At 44.8% G+C, this 20,771-nt stretch carries 25 protein-coding genes; 10 read left to right on the top strand and 15 right to left on the bottom strand.

What is annotated here, in order from left to right; all coding sequences use genetic code 11:
- Positions 1–326 precede the first annotated feature (326 nt).
- Positions 327–590 carry a zinc ribbon domain-containing protein gene (locus QT987_RS14685; protein ID WP_333241179.1) on the bottom strand — a complete coding sequence of 88 codons (264 nt, stop codon included), beginning with the start codon at positions 588–590 and terminating at the stop codon, positions 327–329.
- A gap of 282 nt (positions 591–872) precedes the next feature.
- Entirely contained in the window at positions 873–2,048 is a 1,176-nt protein-coding gene (fmdA, locus tag QT987_RS14680; protein ID WP_333241176.1) for a formamidase, read from the bottom strand.
- Positions 2,049–2,251: 203 nt separating this feature from the next.
- On the opposite strand from fmdA, the gene QT987_RS14675 reads away from it, so the two are divergent.
- The 5 genes from QT987_RS14675 to ureC all read left to right on the top strand — a co-directional run bounded on the left by QT987_RS14675 (position 2,252) and on the right by ureC (position 6,820).
- Positions 2,252–3,127: an urease accessory protein UreD gene (locus QT987_RS14675; RefSeq protein WP_333241172.1), complete on the top strand. Its 876-nt coding sequence runs from the start codon at positions 2,252–2,254 to the stop codon at positions 3,125–3,127.
- A 158-nt stretch (positions 3,128–3,285) separates the two neighbouring features.
- Positions 3,286–3,588, top strand: coding sequence for an urease subunit gamma (gene ureA, locus QT987_RS14670; RefSeq protein WP_006635319.1), 303 nt, complete (start codon positions 3,286–3,288; stop codon positions 3,586–3,588).
- 34 nt (positions 3,589–3,622) lie between these two features.
- Entirely contained in the window at positions 3,623–3,934 is a 312-nt protein-coding gene (locus QT987_RS14665) for an urease subunit beta (RefSeq protein ID WP_333241169.1), read from the top strand.
- A gap of 67 nt (positions 3,935–4,001) precedes the next feature.
- Complete coding sequence (locus tag QT987_RS14660) at positions 4,002–5,006, top strand: endonuclease NucS domain-containing protein (protein ID WP_333241166.1); 1,005 nt, start codon at positions 4,002–4,004, stop codon at positions 5,004–5,006.
- A 5-nt stretch (positions 5,007–5,011) separates the two neighbouring features.
- Complete coding sequence (gene ureC / locus QT987_RS14655; RefSeq protein ID WP_333241164.1) at positions 5,012–6,820, top strand: urease subunit alpha; 1,809 nt, start codon at positions 5,012–5,014, stop codon at positions 6,818–6,820.
- Positions 6,821–6,999: 179 nt separating this feature from the next.
- On the opposite strand, the gene QT987_RS14650 is transcribed toward ureC, so the two are convergent.
- The 8 genes from QT987_RS14650 to QT987_RS14615 form a co-directional block, all read right to left on the bottom strand.
- A complete protein-coding gene (locus QT987_RS14650; protein WP_333241161.1) occupies positions 7,000–7,629 on the bottom strand; it encodes a hypothetical protein in 630 nt (209 codons plus the stop codon).
- 342 nt (positions 7,630–7,971) lie between these two features.
- The gene (gene crn3 / locus QT987_RS14645) at positions 7,972–8,304 is read right to left on the bottom strand and encodes a CRISPR-associated ring nuclease Crn3/Csx3 (RefSeq protein ID WP_333040230.1); all 333 of its coding nucleotides are present in this window, start codon (positions 8,302–8,304) and stop codon (positions 7,972–7,974) included.
- A 170-nt stretch (positions 8,305–8,474) separates the two neighbouring features.
- Positions 8,475–9,425 (bottom strand): DUF192 domain-containing protein, encoded by a 951-nt coding sequence (locus tag QT987_RS14640; protein WP_333241159.1) that lies wholly within the window; start codon positions 9,423–9,425, stop codon positions 8,475–8,477.
- A gap of 19 nt (positions 9,426–9,444) precedes the next feature.
- Entirely contained in the window at positions 9,445–11,295 is a 1,851-nt protein-coding gene (locus tag QT987_RS14635; protein WP_333241156.1) for an NAD+ synthase, read from the bottom strand.
- Between the two features lie 87 nt (positions 11,296–11,382).
- Entirely contained in the window at positions 11,383–11,676 is a 294-nt protein-coding gene (locus QT987_RS14630) for an isochorismate lyase (RefSeq protein WP_333056332.1), read from the bottom strand.
- Between the two features lie 70 nt (positions 11,677–11,746).
- Positions 11,747–12,496, bottom strand: a complete 750-nt coding sequence (locus tag QT987_RS14625; RefSeq protein WP_333241154.1) for an NrtR DNA-binding winged helix domain-containing protein — start codon at positions 12,494–12,496, stop codon at positions 11,747–11,749.
- On the bottom strand, positions 12,457–13,056 hold the full coding sequence (locus QT987_RS14620) for a nicotinate-nucleotide adenylyltransferase (RefSeq protein WP_333056330.1): 600 nt from the start codon (positions 13,054–13,056) through the stop codon (positions 12,457–12,459). Before QT987_RS14620 ends, QT987_RS14625 begins: the two co-directional genes overlap by 40 nt.
- A 76-nt stretch (positions 13,057–13,132) precedes the next feature.
- Positions 13,133–14,557, bottom strand: coding sequence for a nicotinate phosphoribosyltransferase (locus QT987_RS14615; protein ID WP_333241151.1), 1,425 nt, complete (start codon positions 14,555–14,557; stop codon positions 13,133–13,135).
- 501 nt (positions 14,558–15,058) lie between these two features.
- Here QT987_RS14615 and QT987_RS14610 point away from each other — a divergent pair.
- Positions 15,059–15,208, top strand: a complete 150-nt coding sequence (locus tag QT987_RS14610; RefSeq protein ID WP_333143642.1) for an isochorismate synthase — start codon at positions 15,059–15,061, stop codon at positions 15,206–15,208.
- Positions 15,209–15,247: 39 nt separating this feature from the next.
- Positions 15,248–16,195 (top strand): SPFH domain-containing protein, encoded by a 948-nt coding sequence (locus QT987_RS14605; RefSeq protein WP_333241235.1) that lies wholly within the window; start codon positions 15,248–15,250, stop codon positions 16,193–16,195.
- Positions 16,196–16,285: 90 nt separating this feature from the next.
- Here the strand turns inward: QT987_RS14605 and QT987_RS14600 are convergent, their stop codons facing one another.
- Both QT987_RS14600 and QT987_RS14595 read right to left on the bottom strand, forming a co-directional pair.
- On the bottom strand, positions 16,286–16,651 hold the full coding sequence (locus QT987_RS14600) for a DUF5615 family PIN-like protein (RefSeq protein WP_333149845.1): 366 nt from the start codon (positions 16,649–16,651) through the stop codon (positions 16,286–16,288).
- Positions 16,648–16,947 (bottom strand): DUF433 domain-containing protein, encoded by a 300-nt coding sequence (locus QT987_RS14595; protein ID WP_333241144.1) that lies wholly within the window; start codon positions 16,945–16,947, stop codon positions 16,648–16,650. The genes QT987_RS14600 and QT987_RS14595 overlap by 4 nt, the downstream gene beginning before the upstream one ends.
- Before the next feature lie 120 nt (positions 16,948–17,067).
- Here QT987_RS14595 and QT987_RS14590 point away from each other — a divergent pair, with 120 nt between their 5' ends.
- Together QT987_RS14590 and QT987_RS14585 are read left to right on the top strand one after the other, a co-directional pair.
- The gene (locus tag QT987_RS14590) at positions 17,068–17,286 is read left to right on the top strand and encodes a hypothetical protein (protein ID WP_190734845.1); all 219 of its coding nucleotides are present in this window, start codon (positions 17,068–17,070) and stop codon (positions 17,284–17,286) included.
- 2 nt (positions 17,287–17,288) lie between these two features.
- Entirely contained in the window at positions 17,289–17,624 is a 336-nt protein-coding gene (locus tag QT987_RS14585) for a type II toxin-antitoxin system PemK/MazF family toxin (protein WP_333241140.1), read from the top strand.
- A 101-nt stretch (positions 17,625–17,725) separates the two neighbouring features.
- On the opposite strand, the gene QT987_RS14580 is transcribed toward QT987_RS14585, so the two are convergent.
- The 3 genes from QT987_RS14580 to QT987_RS14570 all read right to left on the bottom strand — a co-directional run bounded on the left by QT987_RS14580 (position 17,726) and on the right by QT987_RS14570 (position 20,142).
- The gene (locus QT987_RS14580) at positions 17,726–17,935 is read right to left on the bottom strand and encodes a type II toxin-antitoxin system HicB family antitoxin (protein WP_333241137.1); all 210 of its coding nucleotides are present in this window, start codon (positions 17,933–17,935) and stop codon (positions 17,726–17,728) included.
- A 286-nt stretch (positions 17,936–18,221) separates the two neighbouring features.
- A complete protein-coding gene (locus QT987_RS14575) occupies positions 18,222–19,517 on the bottom strand; it encodes a serine/threonine-protein kinase (RefSeq protein ID WP_333241133.1) in 1,296 nt (431 codons plus the stop codon).
- 208 nt (positions 19,518–19,725) lie between these two features.
- Positions 19,726–20,142: a transcriptional regulator gene (locus QT987_RS14570; protein WP_333241130.1), complete on the bottom strand. Its 417-nt coding sequence runs from the start codon at positions 20,140–20,142 to the stop codon at positions 19,726–19,728.
- Positions 20,143–20,265: 123 nt separating this feature from the next.
- Between QT987_RS14570 and QT987_RS14565 the strand changes: the two genes are divergently transcribed.
- The gene (locus tag QT987_RS14565) at positions 20,266–20,625 is read left to right on the top strand and encodes a DUF2470 domain-containing protein (RefSeq protein ID WP_333241127.1); all 360 of its coding nucleotides are present in this window, start codon (positions 20,266–20,268) and stop codon (positions 20,623–20,625) included.
- The last annotated feature ends 146 nt before the right edge of the window (positions 20,626–20,771 follow it).

Genomic DNA, 20,771 nt, shown 5'->3' with positions numbered 1-20,771 from the left:
AGGGGGGGTTGGGGGGGTAATATCTAGCGCTACTTTATGAAATTGGTATAATTAGTATAATCTGGTTAGACGTTACGCAGCGATCGCTTAAAATTTCGATACTCCCTAGCCTTTTTTAAAGAGAGTCGAATTGATTCATACTTCCTTGGCCCGCCAGGGACTTAAGTCCCTGTCTAATAGCAAAAGTCGGTTGAAACCGACTGAAATACAGGACTTACGCACAGCAAGCAAATACTAACTTTACAGTCCTCTTAAGAGGACTTTCGCTTTGAGGCAGGGAATTCATTCCCTGCCGGACTATCGGACTGTCGGAATATCAAACTCCATCAGTGACCGATCATCCAAGGTCGTCCCCCTCGGTGTTCGCGATTCCGCTGCGGTTTTGGTTCCTCAGAACGCTTAATTACCTGCGGTTCCCGATTTTCTTGACCTTTCAACCGCAGCTTTCCAGTTAGAATCATCGGCGGCGAAAAGATGCGTTTAGCAACAGTTTCGCAACTCGGGCAAAGCACCGGTGTATCTGCTTCTGCAAGAGGGCGCCACTTATCAAAAGTGCCGCAAGTTTCACACTTAAAATCGTAAAGAGGCATATCAATTTTTGATTGTAGATTTGGATGCAATGACTAGGCGGCGGGCCACACATTGTGTCAATTTAAGTTCAACTTAAGGTCAAAGTTAGTATCAGTCTGCTGTCTGAGTCACATTCCTCTAGATCCCCCCTAGCCCCCCTTAAAAAGGGGGGGACAAGAGCGCTCAAAGTCCCCCTTTTTAAGGGGGATTTAGGGGGATCTAGACTCGGATAAAAGCGAGAGATACAGAGGGCTTTAGTCTTAAGTTCACACCCCCATGACTGGCCCGGCCCGCCCTACTAATTAAGATGGCAGAATATCCATCTGGAAAATTTCTGTCGGTAAAGCAATCGTGCAGCAAGCATTAGGAATATCCACAATGCCGCTGATGCGACCCTCAACCGGAGCACAACTTAAGAGCAAATACGCTTGTTCTCCGGTAAAACCAAACTTTTTCAAATATTCGATCGCATTCAAACAAGCTCGTCGATAAGCAACGTGGGCATCCATATAATACTGCTGACCCGTAAATTCATCAACAGAAATCCCTTCAAAAACCAGGTACTCAGAATAGCGGGGTTCCACCGGCCCGGGTTTGAAAATCGGGTTGACCATCGCGTATTTATCCATGCCACCTTTGATAATATCAACGTGGAGGTCGATGTAACCCGACATTTCAATTGCCCCGCAGAATGAAATTTCCCCGTCTCCTTGAGAAAAGTGAATATCTCCCATCGAAAGTTTCGCGCCTTCGACATAAACCGGGAAATAAATTCTCGAACCCCGCGACAGGTTTTTAATATCGCAATTGCCGCCGTGTTCGCGGGGAGGAACTGTGCGCGCCGCTTCTGCCGCAACTCGCTCGAATTCTGCCCCTTGCAGCGACCCCAAAACTGCATTGTTGGGGTTCGGCAGTGCTGCTAAAGGCGGCACTCTATCGGGATTTGTTGCTACTAATTCCGCTTCCCGTTTGTTCCATTTATTCAACAATTCCTGAGAAGGAGCGCAGCCGATTAAACCCGGATGAGTAATCCCAGCAAACCTGACTTTTGGTATGTGTCGGGAAGCGGTATAAATTCCCTGAAAATCCCAGATTGCTTTAGCAGCAGTCGGAAAATGTTCGGTCAAGAAACCGCCGCCGTTTTCTTTAGCAAAAATTCCCGTAAAACCCCATTCATCCCCTTGCAAAGCCCCGATATCGAGGATATCGACTACTAAAATATCCCCTGGCTGCGCGCCGTTAACGTAAATTGGCCCGCTCAAAACGTGAACTACTGTTAAGTCTATATCGCGAATGTCGTCGGGGTTGTCGTCATTTTTAATTTGTCCGTCTGTCCAGTCTTTGCACTCGATGCGAAATACATCGCCGGGATTGACGGAAACTACTGCTGGAATATCTGGATGCCAGCGATTGTGGCCGACTAATTCCTGTTCGGACATCGGTTTGGTCAAATCAACTTTGAAGAGAACTTGAGGCATATTCTGCACTCCTCTAGTTACTGATTTTTACATGGTACGCGCATCTTCGCCGATCTGATGGTTGATAAATGTAAATTATTATACTAATAAGTGGAGAAACCAAAAATATTTCAGAGAACGATTATCATTATTTAACTAATTGCAGGGAAGCGCCGCAGTCGTGGTATGTTTTTGATCGGGAATGTTTTTAAATTAAAAAATTAGTGACTGAAAATTTGACCAAACAACATATAGATCAAGTTAAAAATGGCTGGCACGGCAGCCTGAATTTAGTCTACGCTAACCGCAGCGGCTCAACTCAAATCATTCACAATCAAATGCAAGCGCCCCTCAAGGTGCAGCGCCCGTTTTATCCTGAAGGGAAAGACGTTTGTCACAGCGTCATCTTGCACACGGCTGGGGGAGTTGTCGGGGGCGATCGACTTTCCAGCCATTTTCACCTCCAACCCAACGCCAAAGCCTTGATTACAACGGCCGCCGCTGGTAAAATCTATCGCAGCAGCGGACTAGAATCACAACAAAATATTGACATTCAATTAGATATCGGTGCTAATTTAGAATGGCTGCCACAGGAAACAATAGTTTTTGACGGCGCAATATATCGGCAAAATTTGCGGGTAGAATTAGCACCAACAGCGAGGATTTTACTGTGGGAAATTACCAGATTTGGACGCAGTGCTAGGGGCGAAAAGTTCTTGTCTGGAGAATGGCGATCGCACACCGAAATCTGGCAGCAAAACAGCCCTTTATGGATTGACAGACAATTGCTCAAAGGTGGAGAAAAAATGCTCGAAAGTCCTCACGGGCTCGCAGGAAAACCCGTAGTCGCCACCCTCGCTTGGGTAGGCGAACCCGTCACCACAGAGTTCGTGGAAAAAGTGCGAGATTTGCCATCTGAGGCAACAATTTATCCTGGTAATTCCACCGTCGGCGTGACTCGTATTCCTAACGGTTTGCTGTGCCGATATCGCGGTACATCCACAACTGCAGCGAGAGACTGGTTTGTCAGCATTTGGCACTTGCTGCGCTTGTCTTTTTCAGAACGCCCTTGCTGTTTGCCCAGAGTTTGGATAAAATAGGATGATCTTTGAGTTTCAATGTATAGTTGCCCGTCTAACTAGATTATTCATCTCTTCTCTGACTCTGCGCCCTCTGCGCCCTTTGCGGTTTAATCATTCAGAAACAACCGTAAACGATATCATAACCAAATAATGCGATCGCACTTACAAGAATAAAAATGCAACTCACCCCCCAAGAAAAAGACAAACTGCTGATTTTCACCGCCGCCCTAGTAGCAGAGCGCCGGAAACAAAGAGGTTTAAAATTAAACTATCCAGAAGCACTAGCCTACATTTCCGCCGCCATTTTAGAAGGAGCAAGAGATGGCCTCACCGTCGCCGATTTAATGAGTTACGGAACAACTCTCCTGACGCGGGAAGATGTGATGGAAGGGATAGCAGAAATGGTGCATGAAGTCCAGGTTGAGGCGACTTTCCCCGACGGAACTAAGTTGGTAACAGTGCACGATCCGATCCGTTAAAAAAATCAACCAGAGAGACTCATAGGAGGAAAAGATGATTCCAGGAGAAATGATTGTTTCAGCAGGTGAAATAGAATTAAATGCCGATCGCCCAACGGTGCGGTTGCTGGTAGGGAATACGGGCGATCGACCCATTCAAATCGGTTCCCACTATCACTTTTATGAAGCCAACGAAGCCTTAGAATTTAATCGAGAACAAACAAAAGGAATGCGGTTGGATATCCCCGCAGGGACAGCCGTCAGGTTTGAACCGGGAGATGAAAGGGAAGTGCAATTAGTGCCGTTTGTTGGTACTCGTCAAGTCTACGGCTTTAATGGAAAAGTGAATGGTATGTTAGATGGATGAGGTTTTTAGAGGGACGAGACTTTTTGGCATAAATTAAAAAGAATAATTAGTAGGAGTATAATTCGATATGCCCGATCAAATTAGATTGTGGGAAATATCAAAGGATAAATTGAAGGAAATTACCCAATCTAAGTTAGACTTAGAATCTCGTTTAGAAACCTGGCTAGAGAATGATATTTCAATCCTAGCAGATGATCTCTTGGTAATTGGTCGGCAAGTGATTACTGATTATGGTGGACAACTTGACCTTTTATGTATAGATAGGAACGGAGATTTAGTCATTGTTGAGTTAAAGAAGGACAAAACAGCAAGAGAAGTAACAGCACAAGCCTTGGATTACGCCTCATGGGTTAAGGATTTGTCAAACGAGAGAGTTAGAGAAATTGCCAATGCTTATTTACTGACTAAAAATGGCAGTAACTTAGAAAAGGCTTTCTGTGAGAAATTTAGCTCAGAATTCCCGGATATTTTGAATGCTCAGCACAACATTATAATTGTAGCTGCACAGATTGATAGTAGTTCGGAAAGGATTATTAAATACTTATTAGAAACTTATGGGGTGAGAATCAATGTCGCAACATTCCAGTATTTCTGTGACTCTAGTGGTAGAGAGTTACTAGCAAGAAAATTATTGATTGAGGCTGAAATAAAACCTGTAAATATAATATCAAAAAGAAAGCCCAACTTGACCCTGGAAGAATTAGTTGAAATAGCAGATAGCAATGAAGTTGGAAAAGTGTATAGACTACTTTACAACGAAATTATACCACAAATATTTTGGATAAATACAACAACAAGAGGTCTGGCATTGAGAGGAACAAGTCAAAATAGCCAAGTTATCTTCAATCTTTTGTTAACTGAAAGCACGCCTAGGGAGGGTCTAAAGTTTAAGGTATACATAGATAGATTGTCAAACTATTTAAACATTGATGTAGAAGAGTTTGCTAATTTGTTACCTAACTATCAAGAAATAGCACAAGATGATTTTTTTGGTTCAATTGGTGAAGGATTCTTTAAAACAGAAGAACAGGTGAACCAGTTTGTGGGAAAATTAAATCAAGTAAGGAGCTAATTAATATGAGTTACAGAATGGATCGCCGCGCTTACGCGGAAACTTTCGGACCGACAACGGGCGATCGCGTCCGGTTAGCCGATACAGAATTATTCATAGAAGTTGAAAAAGACTTCACAACCTACGGAGATGAAGTTAAATTTGGCGGTGGCAAAGTCATTCGCGACGGCATGGGACAGTCGCCTATTTCTAATGCAGACGGCGCTGTTGACACGGTGATTACTAATGCTTTAATATTAGATTGGTGGGGAATTGTAAAAGCAGATGTTGGGATTAAAGACGGCAAAATTTACAAAATTGGTAAAGCCGGAAATCCTTATATTCAAGACAGAGTAGATATTATTATCGGGCCTGGTACTGAAGTGATTGCCGGTGAAGGAATGATTCTCACCGCTGGGGGGATTGACACTCACATTCACTTTATTTGTCCGCAGCAAATTGAAGTGGCGATCGCCTCTGGAATCACGACAATGATCGGCGGCGGCACTGGCCCTGCAACGGGTACAAACGCCACAACTTGCACTCCGGGGCCTTGGCATATGTACCGAATGCTGCAAGCAGCCGACGCTTTCCCGGTAAATCTAGGATTTTTAGGTAAAGGAAATAGCAGTCAACCCCAAGGATTAGTCGAACAAATCTTTGCCGGTGCAATGGGTTTGAAACTCCACGAAGATTGGGGAACTACACCAGCAACGATCGACACTTGTTTGAGTGTAGCTGACGAGTACGACGTGCAAGTTGCAATTCACACTGATACTCTCAATGAAGCGGGATTTGTGGAAGCTACAATTGCGGCTTTTAAGAATCGAGCTATTCATACTTACCACACCGAAGGTGCTGGTGGCGGACACGCACCAGATATTATTAAAGTGTGTGGACAAGCTAATGTTTTGCCCTCGTCAACTAACCCGACTCGCCCTTACACTGTCAATACTTTAGAAGAACATTTAGATATGTTGATGGTTTGCCACCATTTGGATCGAGGCATTCCTGAAGATGTGGCTTTTGCTGAATCGAGAATTAGAAGGGAAACTATTGCTGCTGAGGATATTTTGCACGATTTAGGTGCTTTTAGTATGATTGCTTCTGACTCGCAGGCGATGGGAAGAGTTGGAGAGGTGATTATTCGGACTTGGCAAACGGCACATAAAATGAAGGTGCAGCGGGGGAATTTACCCCCCCTAACCCCCCCTTATCAAGGGGGGGAAACAAGAGGGATAACCCCCCCTTATCAAGGGGGGGAAACAAGAGGGATAACCCCCCCTTACCAAGGGGGGGAAACAGAGGGGATTAATGACAATTTTCGGGTGAAGCGGTACATTGCGAAATATACAATTAATCCGGCGATTACTCACGGAATTAGTCAGTATGTCGGTTCGGTGGAAGAGGGGAAATTGGCGGATTTGTGTTTGTGGCGGCCGGCTTTTTTTGGGGTGAAACCGGAACTGGTAATTAAAGGAGGGGCGATCGCCTACGGGCAGATGGGAGATGCTAACGCCAGCATTCCCACGCCACAACCGGTGCATATGCGGCCGATGTTTGGCAGTTTTGGCGGGGCGATTGGGGCGACTTGTCTGACGTTTGTTTCGCAGGCTGCGCGCGATCGAGATATTGCCGCACAGCTAGGTTTGCAAAAGCCCACTGTAGCAGTTTCCGGAACCCGACAAATTAGTAAAAGAGACATGAAACTCAACGATTATTTGCCACAAATGGAAGTCGATCCAGAAACTTATGAAGTCAGGGCGGATGGGGAATTGTTAACTTGCGAACCGGCAACAGTTTTGCCAATGGCCCAGCGGTACTTTTTGTTTTGATATAAGTTCGTAGCATAGTAGATATGTAGGTTGGGTTGAGGAACGAAACCCAACTCCAACGCTTCGTTAAAGCCAACCTACATATCTGGAGTTGGGTTTCACTTCGTTCAACCCAACCTACGTATATTATCAGCGATCGAGCGGGTCTGATATACTCCTGAAATAATTGGTGGTGAAATTCAATTTCCTCCGGCTTTGCCGCCACCTGCAACAAGCGATCGCACTATCAAACCCTGACACAAAAACCAAAAATAAAGTGCAATATTAATCCCGCTCAACAGTTTCGGTATTCCCTCCAGCAAGCTCGAAATGATCTCGTTTTTCAAAGGCAGCGCTTCTGCAAAAAAGGCAACAAATAACAAACCAACGCCACTCAGCAGTAAAGGATAGGGAGTCGAGCGAATTTGTCTCCGAAAAGCTAATCCGTATGCAATTGCCAGCACCGCGTAAAATATGACAATTGTCACTTTCGGAAAACCCGCACGGCCCAGATGAACGTGGGTGCGAAAAACTTCATTGAATAGAAAGCAACCTGCAAACAGTGCCGAATATAAAATAAATCGATTTTCTGGGCGATCGGGTTGAATAATTCTCAGCAATCCCAAGGTAAAAGCGCACACCATTACCGATAAATAAAATAACATTTGAAACGCCAAGAAAAAGAAACCTGCACCCGGATACGTGGCAGAACAAGGCGGCAAAAATAACCCTTTTACTGAAGAACCGAATAAACTCAGACACGCCGTCACTAGCCCAACTAGCACTAAAGTTAGACTATTGAACAACAATACAGTTCTGTAATTTGCCATAATTAATAACTAAGAAATAACAACTAACAATAGTATATTGCCCGTCAAACTATTTTTTTGCCTTAGTGCGGATTCAGTAAGGTGCATGACAACACCAACTGCACGCTAAACAGCGCAGATGTTTTGTGAATTTATACGGATTGCTGTGCGTGCATCTGTGGCTAATAATCTTCTGAGGCAGCTATAGCAATGCTAAATGACTCGTAAATTTTTTACCCCACCCCAACCCTCCCCGAAGCCGCGGGGAGGGAGTAAGAAATTCACAGTCGCTAAGGCAGGTAAGATTCCCCCACTACGGGAAGTTTTATTTTTATTTATTATCACCTAAAACTCAGGAGAGTCTTAATCGCTTGGTAAACTCAATTTTAATACCTGTCCAACAGATACCTCGTGCTTGTGCGTCGCTACTACCACGGCACCTTCTAATCGCGGATCGTAACATCCAACCCAAGCCGCAGGATGACATTCGTGTACTAAATACCCGTACAGCCAAATTGCCCCTCTACCTTCAATGACAATTCCTTGGCTCAATTGAACGTCTTGAGGAAGTTTCAAACCTTGTAAATCATTGGGTGTGATAATACCGTCTTGAGTTGTAATTCGCAAGCGCAAATGTTGGTAAGCTAAACCGTCTTGAGTTTGATGTGGGATTATTTTTAATTCAATAGGATTCATTGGATGCACAAATGTTGAAGGCTGCGATCAAATCATATCATGTCCGGTAGTATGGGCGGGGGCGGGTTTATTATATTGTAGATTATGGGCAATTATTGTTTGTGAACCCGCCCCTACAAAATTTAATATCATACAAGTCCGAATCAAACAGACATGATATCATCTACCTTTTAGGGTAAATTGGGAATCCGATCGCCAACTTTGAGTCCCAATTGGGCCGCCCTTCCGCCTCTGAGTTCAATAACTCCGTCAACGGGAACATCCGGGCCGTAGTTGGGGCAGGTTTCGCTCAAACACGGCGGTACGTTAGGAATTATTGCCTGCACTACGCCTTCCCGCAGAAAAACCATATCGAGTTCAATTAACACGTTTTTCATCCAAAAACGCACGTTTCGCGCGGGTTCGATGGGGAAAAACATTCCCCTGTCATCCGGTAATTCTGTCCGAAACATTAAACCTGTCGCTTGTTCTTGGGGAGTTTGCGCCACTTCCAGTCCGATCCTCTGCGAGGGCTCCGCTAACGCGCGATCGGCTATAATCGTGTTAACAGAAATTGGCAAAAGCTGACCCTTATCTAGTCCGCCAAACAGCGACATAAAGTTGGATTCAGTCAGATTAGAATTTCCCGAAACAACTCCTAAATAATTACCAGAGTTTTTGTCTTTCATAATAGTTTGGTTGTCGGCAACAGAAAGCTCCAAATCGCTAAACTTCATGCCATCGGTCAAGACAATTTTATCATTGCCGTTGCCAAAATCTGTAATTATATCGGCTTCAGTAATAGTAGATGCGGCGGAGGTTCTTTCAATCACAAATAAATCATCCCCCGCGCCTCCTGTTAAGATATCCCCGCCTTCGCCGCCTATTAGCAAATCATTACCCCGATCGCCAAAAATCCAATCCGACTCTTGTCCTCCATAGATTGTATCGCTTCCCTGACCACCCGACAGCGTATCAGCGCCTTCATTTCCTGCTAGCAAGTCATTTTCCCGATCGCCAAAAATTCGGTCGTTTCCCCCCAAACCTTGAATAGTATCATTACCTGCAAATCCTCTAATCGTATCGTTGCTGAGAGTTCCCAGGAGAAAATCGAAGCCGAAAGTACCGTCGATGTTAACCATTTTGCGTTTAATGATGGGTTTAATAGAAGGAAGATTTGGCGATCGGCATCCGCCAACCGGTACCAAAAGCTCGATCGCTAATTTTCAAACCCGGGGCTGCTTGCCGCCGTTTAAACTCCGCTTGCCTCACTAATTTTACTACACGTTTAACCACCGCTTCATCGTGTCCTGCCGCCACAATTTGTTGAACCGATTCGTGATGTTCGATCGACCGCTGCAAGATGTCATCCAAAACATCGTAATCCGGCAAAGAATCTTGGTCAATTTGCCCCGGTTTCAGTTCAGCACTAGGCGGTTTAGTAATAATATTAACCGGAATAATTTCCTTTCCCAGGGGCGGGTACGGGGGTGGGTAGGGAGAGGGCGGGCACGGGGGCACCGCCCCTACATATCCCCCAGAATTCAGCCACCTACAAAGCGAATAAACGCGAGTTTTCGGCACATCGGAAATCACCGCCAATCCCCCATTCATATCGCCGTAGAGGGTGCAGTAACCCACCGCCATTTCCGACTTATTGCCAGTCGAAAGCAGCAAATGTCCGAACTTATTAGAAATTGCCATCAACAGATTGCCTCGAATCCGCGATTGAATATTTTCCTCAGCAATGCCGAAAGTTGTATTGGCAAACAAATCGGCGAGAGTGCGATCGTAAGTTTTCATCAAATCGTCGATCGACAACATTTCGATCGCGATGCCCAGATTTCGGGCTAATTCCAAAGCATCATTAACCGAATGATCCGAACTATAAGGAGAAGGCATCAACACCCCTAGAACATTTTCGGGCCCGATCGCGCAACTGGCGATCGCCGCCACCAAAGCCGAATCTATTCCGCCACTCAAACCGAGTACAACCTTAGAAAAACCACATTTGCGAACATAATCTCGCACTCCCAAAACCAAAGCCGCCCAAATTTCTGCATCTCCAACCGCCGGATAAAAACTCAAATCAGTTGTGGAACGGGCATCTTGCCCGTTCCCGCTGCCAACGCCACTGCCGATCGAACCTAGTTTTTGTCGTCCTTCACCTAATCCCAAATCAGTTGTGGAACGGGCAAGATGCCCGTTCCCGCTGGCAACTAAATCTTGTTTAGCTGCATCATATTCCAGCACCGCAAAATCCGTTTCAAAAGAAGCCAATACCTGAATTAAATCACCCTTTCGATTCACAGCAAAACTGCTGCCGTCAAAAATAATATCGTCATTTCCCCCTATTTGATTAGCATAAATAATCGGTATCCCGCAGCGGATGACGCTGTGCTGCAACATAGCCGATCGCACTCCCCGCTTCAGAGCAGAATAAGGCGATGCCGACAAATTCACCACTAAATCTACACCCAATTTTGCCAAATCGGAAATAGGATCGCCCGCGTAACTGCGTTTACCCCAAAACTCCTCATTGTTCCACAAATCTTCACAAATTGTTACGCCTATTTTGACTTTGCCAATAGAAAAGTAATTGCTGTTTTCTCCCGGTTCAAAATATCTATCTTCATCAAATACATCATAAGTAGGCAACAAGCGTTTATGAAAAACTTGTTTGACCACGCCATTTTGCAACAAAACAGCGCTATTAAACAATGATTTTCCGCCGCGTTTAACAGCATTAGCATTAGGTAAGGCAGTGCCTGCTATGACTGCCAACTCCGGCGGCAAAGCTTGCGCCAGTTGCAGCAACTGTGCACCTGCATCTGCAATGAAACTCGGATTGATTAACAAATCGCGCGGCGGATAACCGATCAGGGAAAGTTCCGGTGTTAGCAATAAGTTTGCGCCCTCAACCTCAGCTTTTTTCGCAGCCTCCAGAATTAGGTTGGAGTTGCCAAAGATATCACCAATAGTAGGATTGAGTTGTGCGATCGCAATTTTCATATTACCAAATCACTTAATAAATATTGCTAACAGTCCGCCCGCGCGGACTTACTTTCCTATAGTCCTAGATTTGAATGTAGCGAAAGATTACTTTGATTTGTAATGTTTCAACTCTTCCTCAATATAATAATTTACCAAATCCCGGTAAATATTTTCAACCACATCAGGATTCAAACCCGATTGTTGAGCCCACTCGCGCCGCTGCTGTAACATATCGTGAAAGCGATCGAACGATTTAACGCTAGCTTCACTCGTTTTGAACCTTGCTGCAGCGATGACGTATTGAAATCTCTTGCTCAAAGCCTCGATCACTTCTCGATCGATGATATCAATTTCCTCCCGAACTTCGTGAATATTAGCGCATTCATCTGGATCTTTCATAGTCCGTACTCCTTAATAGCTTCTATTCTCATGTTACTAAATTGCTCCCCGAATGTCATCCAATAAACAGCTAGATAAACACCAGAGGCTTATTTTTGAAAGGAGCAAAAGCGGTCGCATCAAAGCGGTACAAACTAGCAGGGCGGCCCGCCCCGCGCGAAACCTTAACACCGGTATCGCACAAAAAACCCAATTTCAACAATCGAGCTCTAAAATTAGAATAATCAGAAAAATTTTCCCCCAAAATAGTTGTATAAAGTTGATACAAATCGCTCAAAGTAAAAAGTTCCGGCAACACTTCAAAAGCTACCGGGCTGTATTCAAGTTTGTTACGCAGTCGCCGATATCCGTATTCGAGAATTTGATTGTGATCGAAGGCCAGCTTAGGAACTTGTTGCACGGGATACCAAGCAATGCCGCCGACGCGGTGGCCCACACCCGCGACTACACTCCCAGCAATTAACTCAGCTTCCTCAAAACGAACCAAAGCAAAATAACTCACCGAAAGATAGCGATCGCCCCTGGTAATTTCCCGAGGATCGCGCCCCGGTTCTCCGAAAGTATACAATTGCTCCAGATACAAATTTTTTACCCTAATTTTCTCAGACAAAATCCGGTAAGCCGCATTTTCTAGAGACTCTCCGTGTCGCACCAAAGTACCGGGAAGACTCCAAGAATCGATAAACGGTTCGTCTGGCCGCATTAGCAACAGCACCAACAAGCGGTTCTGCACGGTATCGACGGAAAAAATAACATTATCTACTCCTACTTTAAAGTCAGCTAATGAGCAACCCTCGCTCTTGTTTGTGCCTCGTGCCATGCGTACAAATGCTCCCTATGGATGTAATCTTCGATGGTGGGAGTCAGAGCTTCCCTGTCTCCTTTTTCCCGATAGGAAGTAGAAGAAACATTGGGAGCACTCAAAGATGCGATCGCCACCTCTGCACCCATGCGCCTCAACTGCCACAAATCTAATTGTTCTGATGGATAACCGGGTCGCGGTACTATCAGCAAGTCCACTTGTTTTAACAATTGTTCAAATTTGTACCAGCGAGACAGTTGCCCCACCAAGTCCGAACCTATTACCAGCGTCAAATCTGCATTCGGCCACAGCAATTTTGCTTGTTCCACAGTTTCCACAGTCCTCGGACTGCTGAGTTCTGGATGCAAGCAAAGATTGTGTCTGGGCGAATTAATTTCTTGAATCATTAACAGCAGCATTGCCGATCGGTGTTCTAGAGAAGTTTGGTGCGACTTAAAAGGATTGTCCGACGCCCAAACTGCTACCCAATCAAAATGTTGCGAAAGCCAACTCAGAATTGTTTTATGTCCCGCTGTTGGTGGATCGGCACTGGTTCCAAAAAGAGCAATCTTCTGCATAGGGAATCGGTAATTGTTGACTGTTGACTGTTGACTGTTGACTGTTGACTACTGACTACTGACTTCAATCTAAAATCTAAAATCTAAAATCTAAAATCGATTGACTCTTTTTCGTTTTTTCGGTGAGACTCTGCAAATCTGTAGAAATTTCCACTGACGGCGAAATCGGGTTGTCAAGTTGACGAGTTTCGGGTCGAAGACTGGCGACAGAAGCAGCAGTGCGTTTGGCGATATCCTCCAAACTTTCCTGGTTCTTGACTCGTTTTCCCTCCTTGAAAACCAACTCCATTAATGGTAAGTAAGAATCGCAATTGTGAATATTTTCTCCCGACAATCCTAAACAATCTCCGAGAATTTGCCCATTTTCAATATGTCTAAAAATTTGCTTTCTTCCTGGATATGTTACCTTGCCGCTTGCCTCTTTCATCACCGGAATTCCGTCAATTTCCACCAACTTATAAACACCGTTCACAGGGGAACCGCTGACTAACTTGGTTCCCAAACCGTAACCGTCAATGCAAGCACCGCTACTTTTTAATTTAGCAATTTCTCGATCGTCCAAATCGCCACTAGCAAAAATTGGAACCCCAGGCAGGATCGATCGAACTTCCCGCGACAGCACCGCCAAATCGCCCGAATCCAGCCGCACGCCTTCCAACTGCATTTCACCGCTGTTTACTCGATCGGCCAACATCCGCGCCGCCCCCACAGTATCATAAGTATCGATCAGCAGTGGCGCCCCCGGAAAATAGCGGTGAAAAGCTGCAAACGCCTGATTCTCGCTGCCTTCGAGGGCGGCAACAGCCATTACCAAAGCATGGGCGATCGTACCGACAGGCTTGCGGCCCAACTTCAAAGCAGCCAAAACATTAGAAGTTCCGTCGAACCCCGCAGCCAGAGCCGCCCTAGCCGCCCAAACAGCAGCTTGAGGCCCAAAAGCCCTGCGCGTCCCGAATTCCAGCAACTTAGCCTCCGGGCCCGCCGCATCCCGCAGTCTGGCCGCCCGCGTCGCAATCAAAGTTTGATAATTTATCGCATTCAACAAATAAGTCTCCACCAACTGAGCCTGCCACAGAGAAGCCTCAATTCGCAGCAGTGGCTCATTGGCAAACACCGCCGTCCCCTCCGGCACCGCCCAAACATCGCCAGTAAAACGGGCTGTGGCGAGTAAAGTCCAAAATCGTTCCGGGGCGCCGGCAAAAATCCCAGTGGACTGCAAAGCCTCAATTTGCGACTGAGAAAACCGAAATTTCTCCAAATAATCGATAACTTGAGCCAAACCCATCGCGATCGCGTAGCCAAAACCTTCTGGCAGCCTGCGCGCGAACAACTCAAAACTCGCGGCCCGCCCGTCGATCCCTTCCCCGACGTAACAAGCGGACATCGTTAGCTGGTAGAGATCGGTCAAAAGGCTGTAATCTGCTGAAGAAACCGTTAGTTCCTGGTCTTCTAAGATTTCTTCAAAACCTGTGAGCTGCAGGCTTTCTGTGGTAGTTTTCATAAAAAAAACCCCGGACAAACTTCTTTTTCTTAATTATAGTGACAAACACCATATCTTTTTGTAAATATTTGATGAAGATTGCAGATATTTGTCGGATAAATTCGCTTATAATGCCCTTTGATAGCGGATTTCGGTTAATTTGTACATTAATATTATGGTAAATTCAATATAAATATTGAATTTAACAAACTCAGGAATTAAGCACAAACACTCAAGCGTTCCGGGTTTTTTGCGAAAATATTTCGTTGCAGCCTTTGAATAGAGTTAGAAAACCCGGTTTCTGACCGTCGGGAGGGCGATCGCGAGTGCTGGAGTTGAGCGAGGAAATAATCTACCAGCAAAAGGTCGATCGTCCAAAAATGCGTAATTTCTCCAAGCTTCAGCTTGCTTCGATGTTGCAGACCAATAAGTAATTCAAATAAATATTGCTAAACTCATCCACAGCCCCAAAATCAGAGTAATATTAAAAGTATCAGAACTCAGACAAGAGAGGCAGATTCTATGAATCTTTCTAAATCTTTGGCAAACGCGATGCGTTACGTTTCGGAAGCAGCGGTGCGGATTTTTAGCCCCAGTGATGACAACTATCCCAATAGTGGAGTTCAACCTTTTGAGGGTAAGCTCTCCAAAAGTTCTAAATCGAAAGAATGAACAGCCCTCCCGGCAGTTTCTAGTGAGTTCGGCACAGGCATTCCGTCTTTAACCGTGCGTTCTCAAGACGGTTTTGCCTTTGATTTAGAAGTAGCTCAGATTATTCACGTCGGCGCTTTGGATGCTCCAAAAGTCATCTCTCGCGTCGGCTCAATGCAGAATTTAGTAGACCACGTTTTGCAGCCGACAATTGGCAATTATTTCCGCAATTCGGCTCAAGCTTATTCTGTATTAGATTTTCTCTCCGCAAGAAGCGGCAGACAAGCGGAAGCCGCCGAGTATATCAAAGCAGCTTTGCGTACCTACGACGTGCAAGCTATTGATACTTTGATCGGGGATATTTTGCCGCCTGCAGAGTTGATGCAAACTCAAACAGATCGCAAAATTGCTGAGGAACAGTGCAAGACTTATGAGGTGCAGCAATTAGCACAAACTCAGCGGCAACAATTGGTGCGGGAAACGGCGCTAGCTGAGATTCAACAAGAGATGGTAAAATCCGAACAAGGCGTGAAGATTTCTGAGTTGAAAGCGAATTCTCAGGTGAAACAAGCTCAAGGCGAAGCAGAGTCGATTCGGGTGAAGGGAAATGCTCAAGCTGAAGCTTATCGCGCGGGTGTTGTAGCTTTGGGAGGTTCGGGTTATACGGCTTTGCAGTTAATGCAAATTATAGGCGATCGCAACGTGCGAGTTGTGCCGGATGTTGCGGTAACAGGCAACGGTAGCGGTGGCGGTTTGGTTGATGGTTTGCTGGGAATGATGATGTGGAATCAAACGGGCAAAAATGGAGAAAATGGAGGAGAATTACCTGTAGTTAAGTTACAGAAATCCGAGCCGACTGTTTTGGAATCTGCGACAAAGTTACCAGTAGCAAAAGTCCATTCAGCAAAGCCCCCGAAATCTCGCGCTCATTCGCCGGTTGGGAATTCTGAGTCTGATATTGATGCGCGGTTTGATGAATTGCCGTTTGACGATCGATCTTTTAGTTAGGCTGTGCAGTTTGTAGTCACAAACCAGAATACTCACAACCCCGACTTCTTGGAGAAGTCGGGATTCTAATTATCTCGATCGATAATATCTTTACTCTTCACTCCAAGCACTGATCAACTCTATTTGATTTTGCATTTCTGCCGCTGATTTGGCAGAAATTAGACTCAAAAGGCGACGCATTTGTTCTCCCACTGAATAATTTTGCTGTCCTAAAATAATTCCTGCATGAGAATCTCCTCTTTCTAGCCAATTGGTATGGATTCTATAAAAATCCCTAATGTTGAAACTATAAATTACCCTTTGATTAGTAAAAGCCCAAATTAATTGCTCTTCATCGCTGCGAGATAACATCCCTGTTTCGGAAACTGTAATGACATCTACACCACGACTTTGTAAAGCTTGCAATAGTTTTTTACTTCGTGAATCTTCATCTAAGTAAAGACGAATTTGGCTCATGCTTTCTTCTGCATTTTTAGCCGATTTAATGCTGCCAAACGTTCATATTCAGCTTGTTCAGCCGCTAAATCTGCTTCTATTTCTGCTCGATTTGCGTGATAATAAGTCAGTGCAGCATAAACTTGTGCTAAGGTGAGATGATCCAGATCCGCTGCTATTTCCTCAGCACTATTACCTTGTTTGTATAAGACTACGATTCGCTGCACCGATGTGGCAGTACCTGCAATAATAGGGATGCCACCGCGAAGGTGCGGATCGCGGATAATGAAAGTGCCAATATCAGTTAAAGTTGGCATAGGTGAATATGGGGTTATAAATTAGAACTTAATTATAGCATAATTTTATTAAACTTTTGAGCTATAATCAAATCAACCTGTCCTAAGTGTTCCACAAGATAAGAAGCAAGAGGATTTGCTATGTTAACTACTGTTCGAGAAGTTTACGATCGCGTTCTGTCTACCCTTTCACCAAAGGATAGACTGCGCTTGGCAACTCTTATTCTCAACGATTTGGTGCAGCAAAATCTGTCGGTTGTCGATGAAAGCGAGACTTGGACTGAGGAAGATAAACTCGATGTGACGGCATTTTCTTTGCAGTACGCGGCAACCATTTTTTCTGAAAATGAGGAGATGTAATAGTGTCTTTTAATCCTGGTGATGTGGTGACAGTAGATTTTCCTGGTGTCACTGGCATTAAACGTCGTCCGGCTGTAATTCTATCATCAGTTATCTATAACACAACCCGCTCTGATGTAATAGCTGGACTCCTGACTACACAGACAACTGTTTTAGGTTTAACTGATTATATACTTCAAGATTGGGCAACAGCGGGTTTACGAGTCGCTTCAGTTTTTCGCAGTTTTATTGTCACTCTACCCCCATCTTCCAACTTAGTTCTAATTGGTCATCTGTCGGAACGTGACTGGAAGGAGGTTCGTGCTTGCTTGAAATTAGCTCTTGCGGATTTGGAATGATATAGTTGTTACTGTTTGACTAAGAAGTGTTCGATAAAATCCTCTTTAGAGCAGATTATAATTGAATTTTGCCGACTTACTTTATGAAATATTTTGCCCTACTACCGTGCTTCTACATAGTCACAGAGAGTAGTTGGTTCGGGAATGGGTAAACCCTCCTCTCGCAACCCTTCTAAGTGAAATTCGATCGCTTCTTTAATTTGCTGCTGTACTTCCGCAAGGGTAGCGCCTGTGGCTGCACATCCGGGTAAATCTGGCGCATAAGCTGAATAGTTATTCGGTGTTTTTTCAATGACAATGGCATAACGCATCACTTAGTCTCGAATTTAGAGTAGATTAGGACTTACGCACTGACCAAAGAAACCGGGTTTTTACCGAATCTGCTGGCTACAACCAAATATTTCCTAAAAAACCAGGTTTCTGAACCCCAAACAGTTTGTGTTGGCTAATTGTTATCACCCGAATTTCGCGAGTCTGTTGTTTGAAGAGTAAACCCCCGCGTAGCAGGTAATGAAATGACCAAAAGCCGATAACTTCGTAGAAAAAGGTTCTCAAAAAAAGACTTGACAAAGGGCTGAAATCGCTATAAATTACACCTTACAGCTCTTGATGCGAGAGAAGAAGCATCACCTCACCAACCCTAAACCTCCTAACCCCTTGCCCCCCGCCCGTCGGGAGCTGACCACTAGGTGCTTGTTTATTATAGGTTAGGTCACTGTTGTTCAACCAACTGCCTCCTTTTCGCCAACCCATATCATCGCCCAGCTTGCATCCAGTCTCATAATCAATTTTACCACCAACAGACAACCAGATTTTTTTCTGGACGCTAAAGCCAAAGTGACCCTGACTGTATTTTACCCACAATTGGTCGATCGTCCGCAAATCATCGCAAGGAAAATTCTTGATCGATTCCGTTGTGAAATAACGTTCGTTCTCCCGTCTAGCAGCTTTCAGCATCACCTTGAGTGTTTCCTCATCCGCCTCTTTCCATTTCCCCGCCGCCAATAAATCCCGCAGATGAGAATAGTCAATACCCCGCGCCGATTTAAGCTGCACCGAAACACCGGCAACCGTTGGCGGAATCGGTTCCCGCAGATAACTCAACCAATCTTTCATCGACTGCGGCCGCTTTTGCGGTTCGGATGCCATCCCTTTTTCTATTGCTAAACTCACCCAATCTTTCACCCCAAAATCTTTCGCAGGTGGCAATGCTTCATTTCTAAAATGCCGATTGAGGGAAGCTGTTGGCACTTTTCCCGTTACCGCATAATACAAAGAAGCAGCCAAAGCATAAATATCAACTGTTGGTTTACCACTCCCTTCAATATGCTGTTCCCAAGGAGCAAAAGCAGGGTTATGAGGATGTCTGCTACTAATAATAGTTGGCATTAATTCACTCGCCAGCCCAAAATCAATTAATACTGCTTGCCCGTTGGGGCGCAACATAATATTACCCGGATGGGCATCTCGATGGACAATTCCTGCTTGGTGAACATCACTTAATGCTTCTCCAATTTGGCGGATAAGTGCCACCGCTTCTGTATCCGGGAGTCGCCCCCGTTGCCGTACTGTATCAAATAAACTTTGGCCGACGATTAAATCCATTACCAAACAGTGAAGGCCTTTTTCCTCAAACAAATCGCTAATGCGGACAATTCCAGGATGCGCGTTTTGGCAAAATTTTGCTAAGATTTGCCCTTCGCGGATAAATCTGCGGACGAAGTGGGCGTATTCCGGGTCGTTTTGCAAACTCACATTCGGTGTTTTGAGGACAACTTGATAGTTGAGTTGCAAATGTGTTGCTTTGTAGGTAAGGCCAAATCCCCCTTGTGCGAGGATGGTGTCGATGCGGAGAGGGCGAGTTTTGAGGATTTGTCCGGGCGTCCACAGCATGGCAGGTTGGTTAAATACTCTTTAGTTGCTAATTATGATAAACTGTCTCGCCTTTAAAAAGCAATGAAAAGGAAGCATTCTCAGGATTTACGCACTCCGATTCAAGAAACCGGGTTTTTAGAGAATCTCTCGGTGACAGTGCGTCTTACCGTAAAAACCAGGTTTCTGGACTAAAGTCCTTACTACCAACAAAAATATGGTTTTAAATTCAAGCAGTTGTTTTGACTGGATGCAGCGGAAAGAAAACAGCCGGCGAGACGCGGAAAAACTCTGCAAGCTTTTGTATGTGTTCGGTTGTAAGTGGGCGCTTTTCACGGAGGATATCTGAGACAATAGACTCGGTTTTAAAAATAGGAACTAAATCTTTTTGTCTGAGCTCAAATTCTTCGATTAAAGCCTTTAATAGTTCTACTCCGTAAATGTCAGGTATGGGTTCTAAAGTTTGCTCGTACTCATAAACAAGGGTTCCCAGTACGTTGAGGTAGTCGCGTTCGTCGGGAGTCAGTTCGCCTTTATCCAACAAAGAGTCGATCGCTTCTTGAGTTGCCCTTAACTCCTCCTCAGCAGTTATGGGTCGCGGCGGAAATGTTTTGAGTAGTTCGATATAAGCGCTAGAGTTGTTCATGTGAGGAGGCAATATTAAGTAAGTAATATTTTATCATTTTAGTTGACTGATTGAATTGTTTAACTGCAGATGAACTCCGATTAACGCGGATATAATTTAGTTATTTATCCCTCATAACTCTTGATGCAATTCCTCGCTATTGAAAACTTTGTACCGATCGCAGTACAATCGATCGATATTGCATCTGAGGAATCTCCCATGTCAGAACAGTTTTCCACTGAGATTAGCGATCGCATCTGCACTCACATGAACGAAGACCACGCTAGTGCGGTGGTGCTGTACGCTCAAGCATTTGGCGACCAACCAGAGGCGACAGAAGCTCAAATGCTCGCTATTGATGCCAATGGCATGGATTTAACCGCTAAAGTCAACGACGAAACAGTGCCTGTTAGAGTAAATTTCGATCGCACTTTAAAAGACGCCGAAGATGCTCACCACACTCTCATTGATATGGTGAAACAAGCTCGAAAAGTTGCTAAGTAGTCAATTGCCTACTATTCTGTTATAATTTTAACGTTTGCAGTACGGACTTTAGTCTGGTTAAATAGTTGTTAAGGACTCAAGTCCTTAGTGAAAACCTTTAGTTAGGTTAATTTTTTTAAAAGACTAAAGTCCGTACTGCCAAAAAA

Origin of the sequence: Microcoleus sp. SVA1B4, from assembly GCF_036700545.1 — a bacterium.
Classification (GTDB): domain Bacteria; phylum Cyanobacteriota; class Cyanobacteriia; order Cyanobacteriales; family Microcoleaceae; genus Microcoleus.
This window is presented reverse-complemented; position numbering and strand designations above follow the sequence as displayed.

Excerpts from the sequence above, each read along its gene's own strand:
- QT987_RS14685 (WP_333241179.1), bottom strand. The coding sequence starts at position 590 with ATGCCTCTTTACGATTTTAAGTGTGAAACTTGCGGCACTTTTGATAAG.
- fmdA (WP_333241176.1), bottom strand. The coding sequence starts at position 2,048 with ATGCCTCAAGTTCTCTTCAAAGTTGATTTGACCAAACCGATGTCCGAA.
- ureA (WP_006635319.1), top strand. The coding sequence starts at position 3,286 with ATGCAACTCACCCCCCAAGAAAAAGACAAACTGCTGATTTTCACCGCC.
- QT987_RS14665 (WP_333241169.1), top strand. The coding sequence starts at position 3,623 with ATGATTCCAGGAGAAATGATTGTTTCAGCAGGTGAAATAGAATTAAAT.
- QT987_RS14660 (WP_333241166.1), top strand. The coding sequence starts at position 4,002 with ATGCCCGATCAAATTAGATTGTGGGAAATATCAAAGGATAAATTGAAG.
- ureC (WP_333241164.1), top strand. The coding sequence starts at position 5,012 with ATGAGTTACAGAATGGATCGCCGCGCTTACGCGGAAACTTTCGGACCG.
- QT987_RS14650 (WP_333241161.1), bottom strand. The coding sequence starts at position 7,629 with ATGGCAAATTACAGAACTGTATTGTTGTTCAATAGTCTAACTTTAGTG.
- crn3 (WP_333040230.1), bottom strand. The coding sequence starts at position 8,304 with ATGAATCCTATTGAATTAAAAATAATCCCACATCAAACTCAAGACGGT.
- QT987_RS14640 (WP_333241159.1), bottom strand. The coding sequence starts at position 9,425 with ATGGTTAACATCGACGGTACTTTCGGCTTCGATTTTCTCCTGGGAACT.
- QT987_RS14635 (WP_333241156.1), bottom strand. The coding sequence starts at position 11,295 with ATGAAAATTGCGATCGCACAACTCAATCCTACTATTGGTGATATCTTT.
- QT987_RS14630 (WP_333056332.1), bottom strand. The coding sequence starts at position 11,676 with ATGAAAGATCCAGATGAATGCGCTAATATTCACGAAGTTCGGGAGGAA.
- QT987_RS14625 (WP_333241154.1), bottom strand. The coding sequence starts at position 12,496 with ATGGCACGAGGCACAAACAAGAGCGAGGGTTGCTCATTAGCTGACTTT.
- QT987_RS14620 (WP_333056330.1), bottom strand. The coding sequence starts at position 13,056 with ATGCAGAAGATTGCTCTTTTTGGAACCAGTGCCGATCCACCAACAGCG.
- QT987_RS14615 (WP_333241151.1), bottom strand. The coding sequence starts at position 14,557 with ATGAAAACTACCACAGAAAGCCTGCAGCTCACAGGTTTTGAAGAAATC.
- QT987_RS14610 (WP_333143642.1), top strand. The coding sequence starts at position 15,059 with ATGAATCTTTCTAAATCTTTGGCAAACGCGATGCGTTACGTTTCGGAA.
- QT987_RS14600 (WP_333149845.1), bottom strand. The coding sequence starts at position 16,651 with ATGAGCCAAATTCGTCTTTACTTAGATGAAGATTCACGAAGTAAAAAA.
- QT987_RS14595 (WP_333241144.1), bottom strand. The coding sequence starts at position 16,947 with ATGCCAACTTTAACTGATATTGGCACTTTCATTATCCGCGATCCGCAC.
- QT987_RS14590 (WP_190734845.1), top strand. The coding sequence starts at position 17,068 with ATGTTAACTACTGTTCGAGAAGTTTACGATCGCGTTCTGTCTACCCTT.
- QT987_RS14580 (WP_333241137.1), bottom strand. The coding sequence starts at position 17,935 with ATGCGTTATGCCATTGTCATTGAAAAAACACCGAATAACTATTCAGCT.
- QT987_RS14575 (WP_333241133.1), bottom strand. The coding sequence starts at position 19,517 with ATGCTGTGGACGCCCGGACAAATCCTCAAAACTCGCCCTCTCCGCATC.
- QT987_RS14570 (WP_333241130.1), bottom strand. The coding sequence starts at position 20,142 with ATGAACAACTCTAGCGCTTATATCGAACTACTCAAAACATTTCCGCCG.
- QT987_RS14565 (WP_333241127.1), top strand. The coding sequence starts at position 20,266 with ATGCAATTCCTCGCTATTGAAAACTTTGTACCGATCGCAGTACAATCG.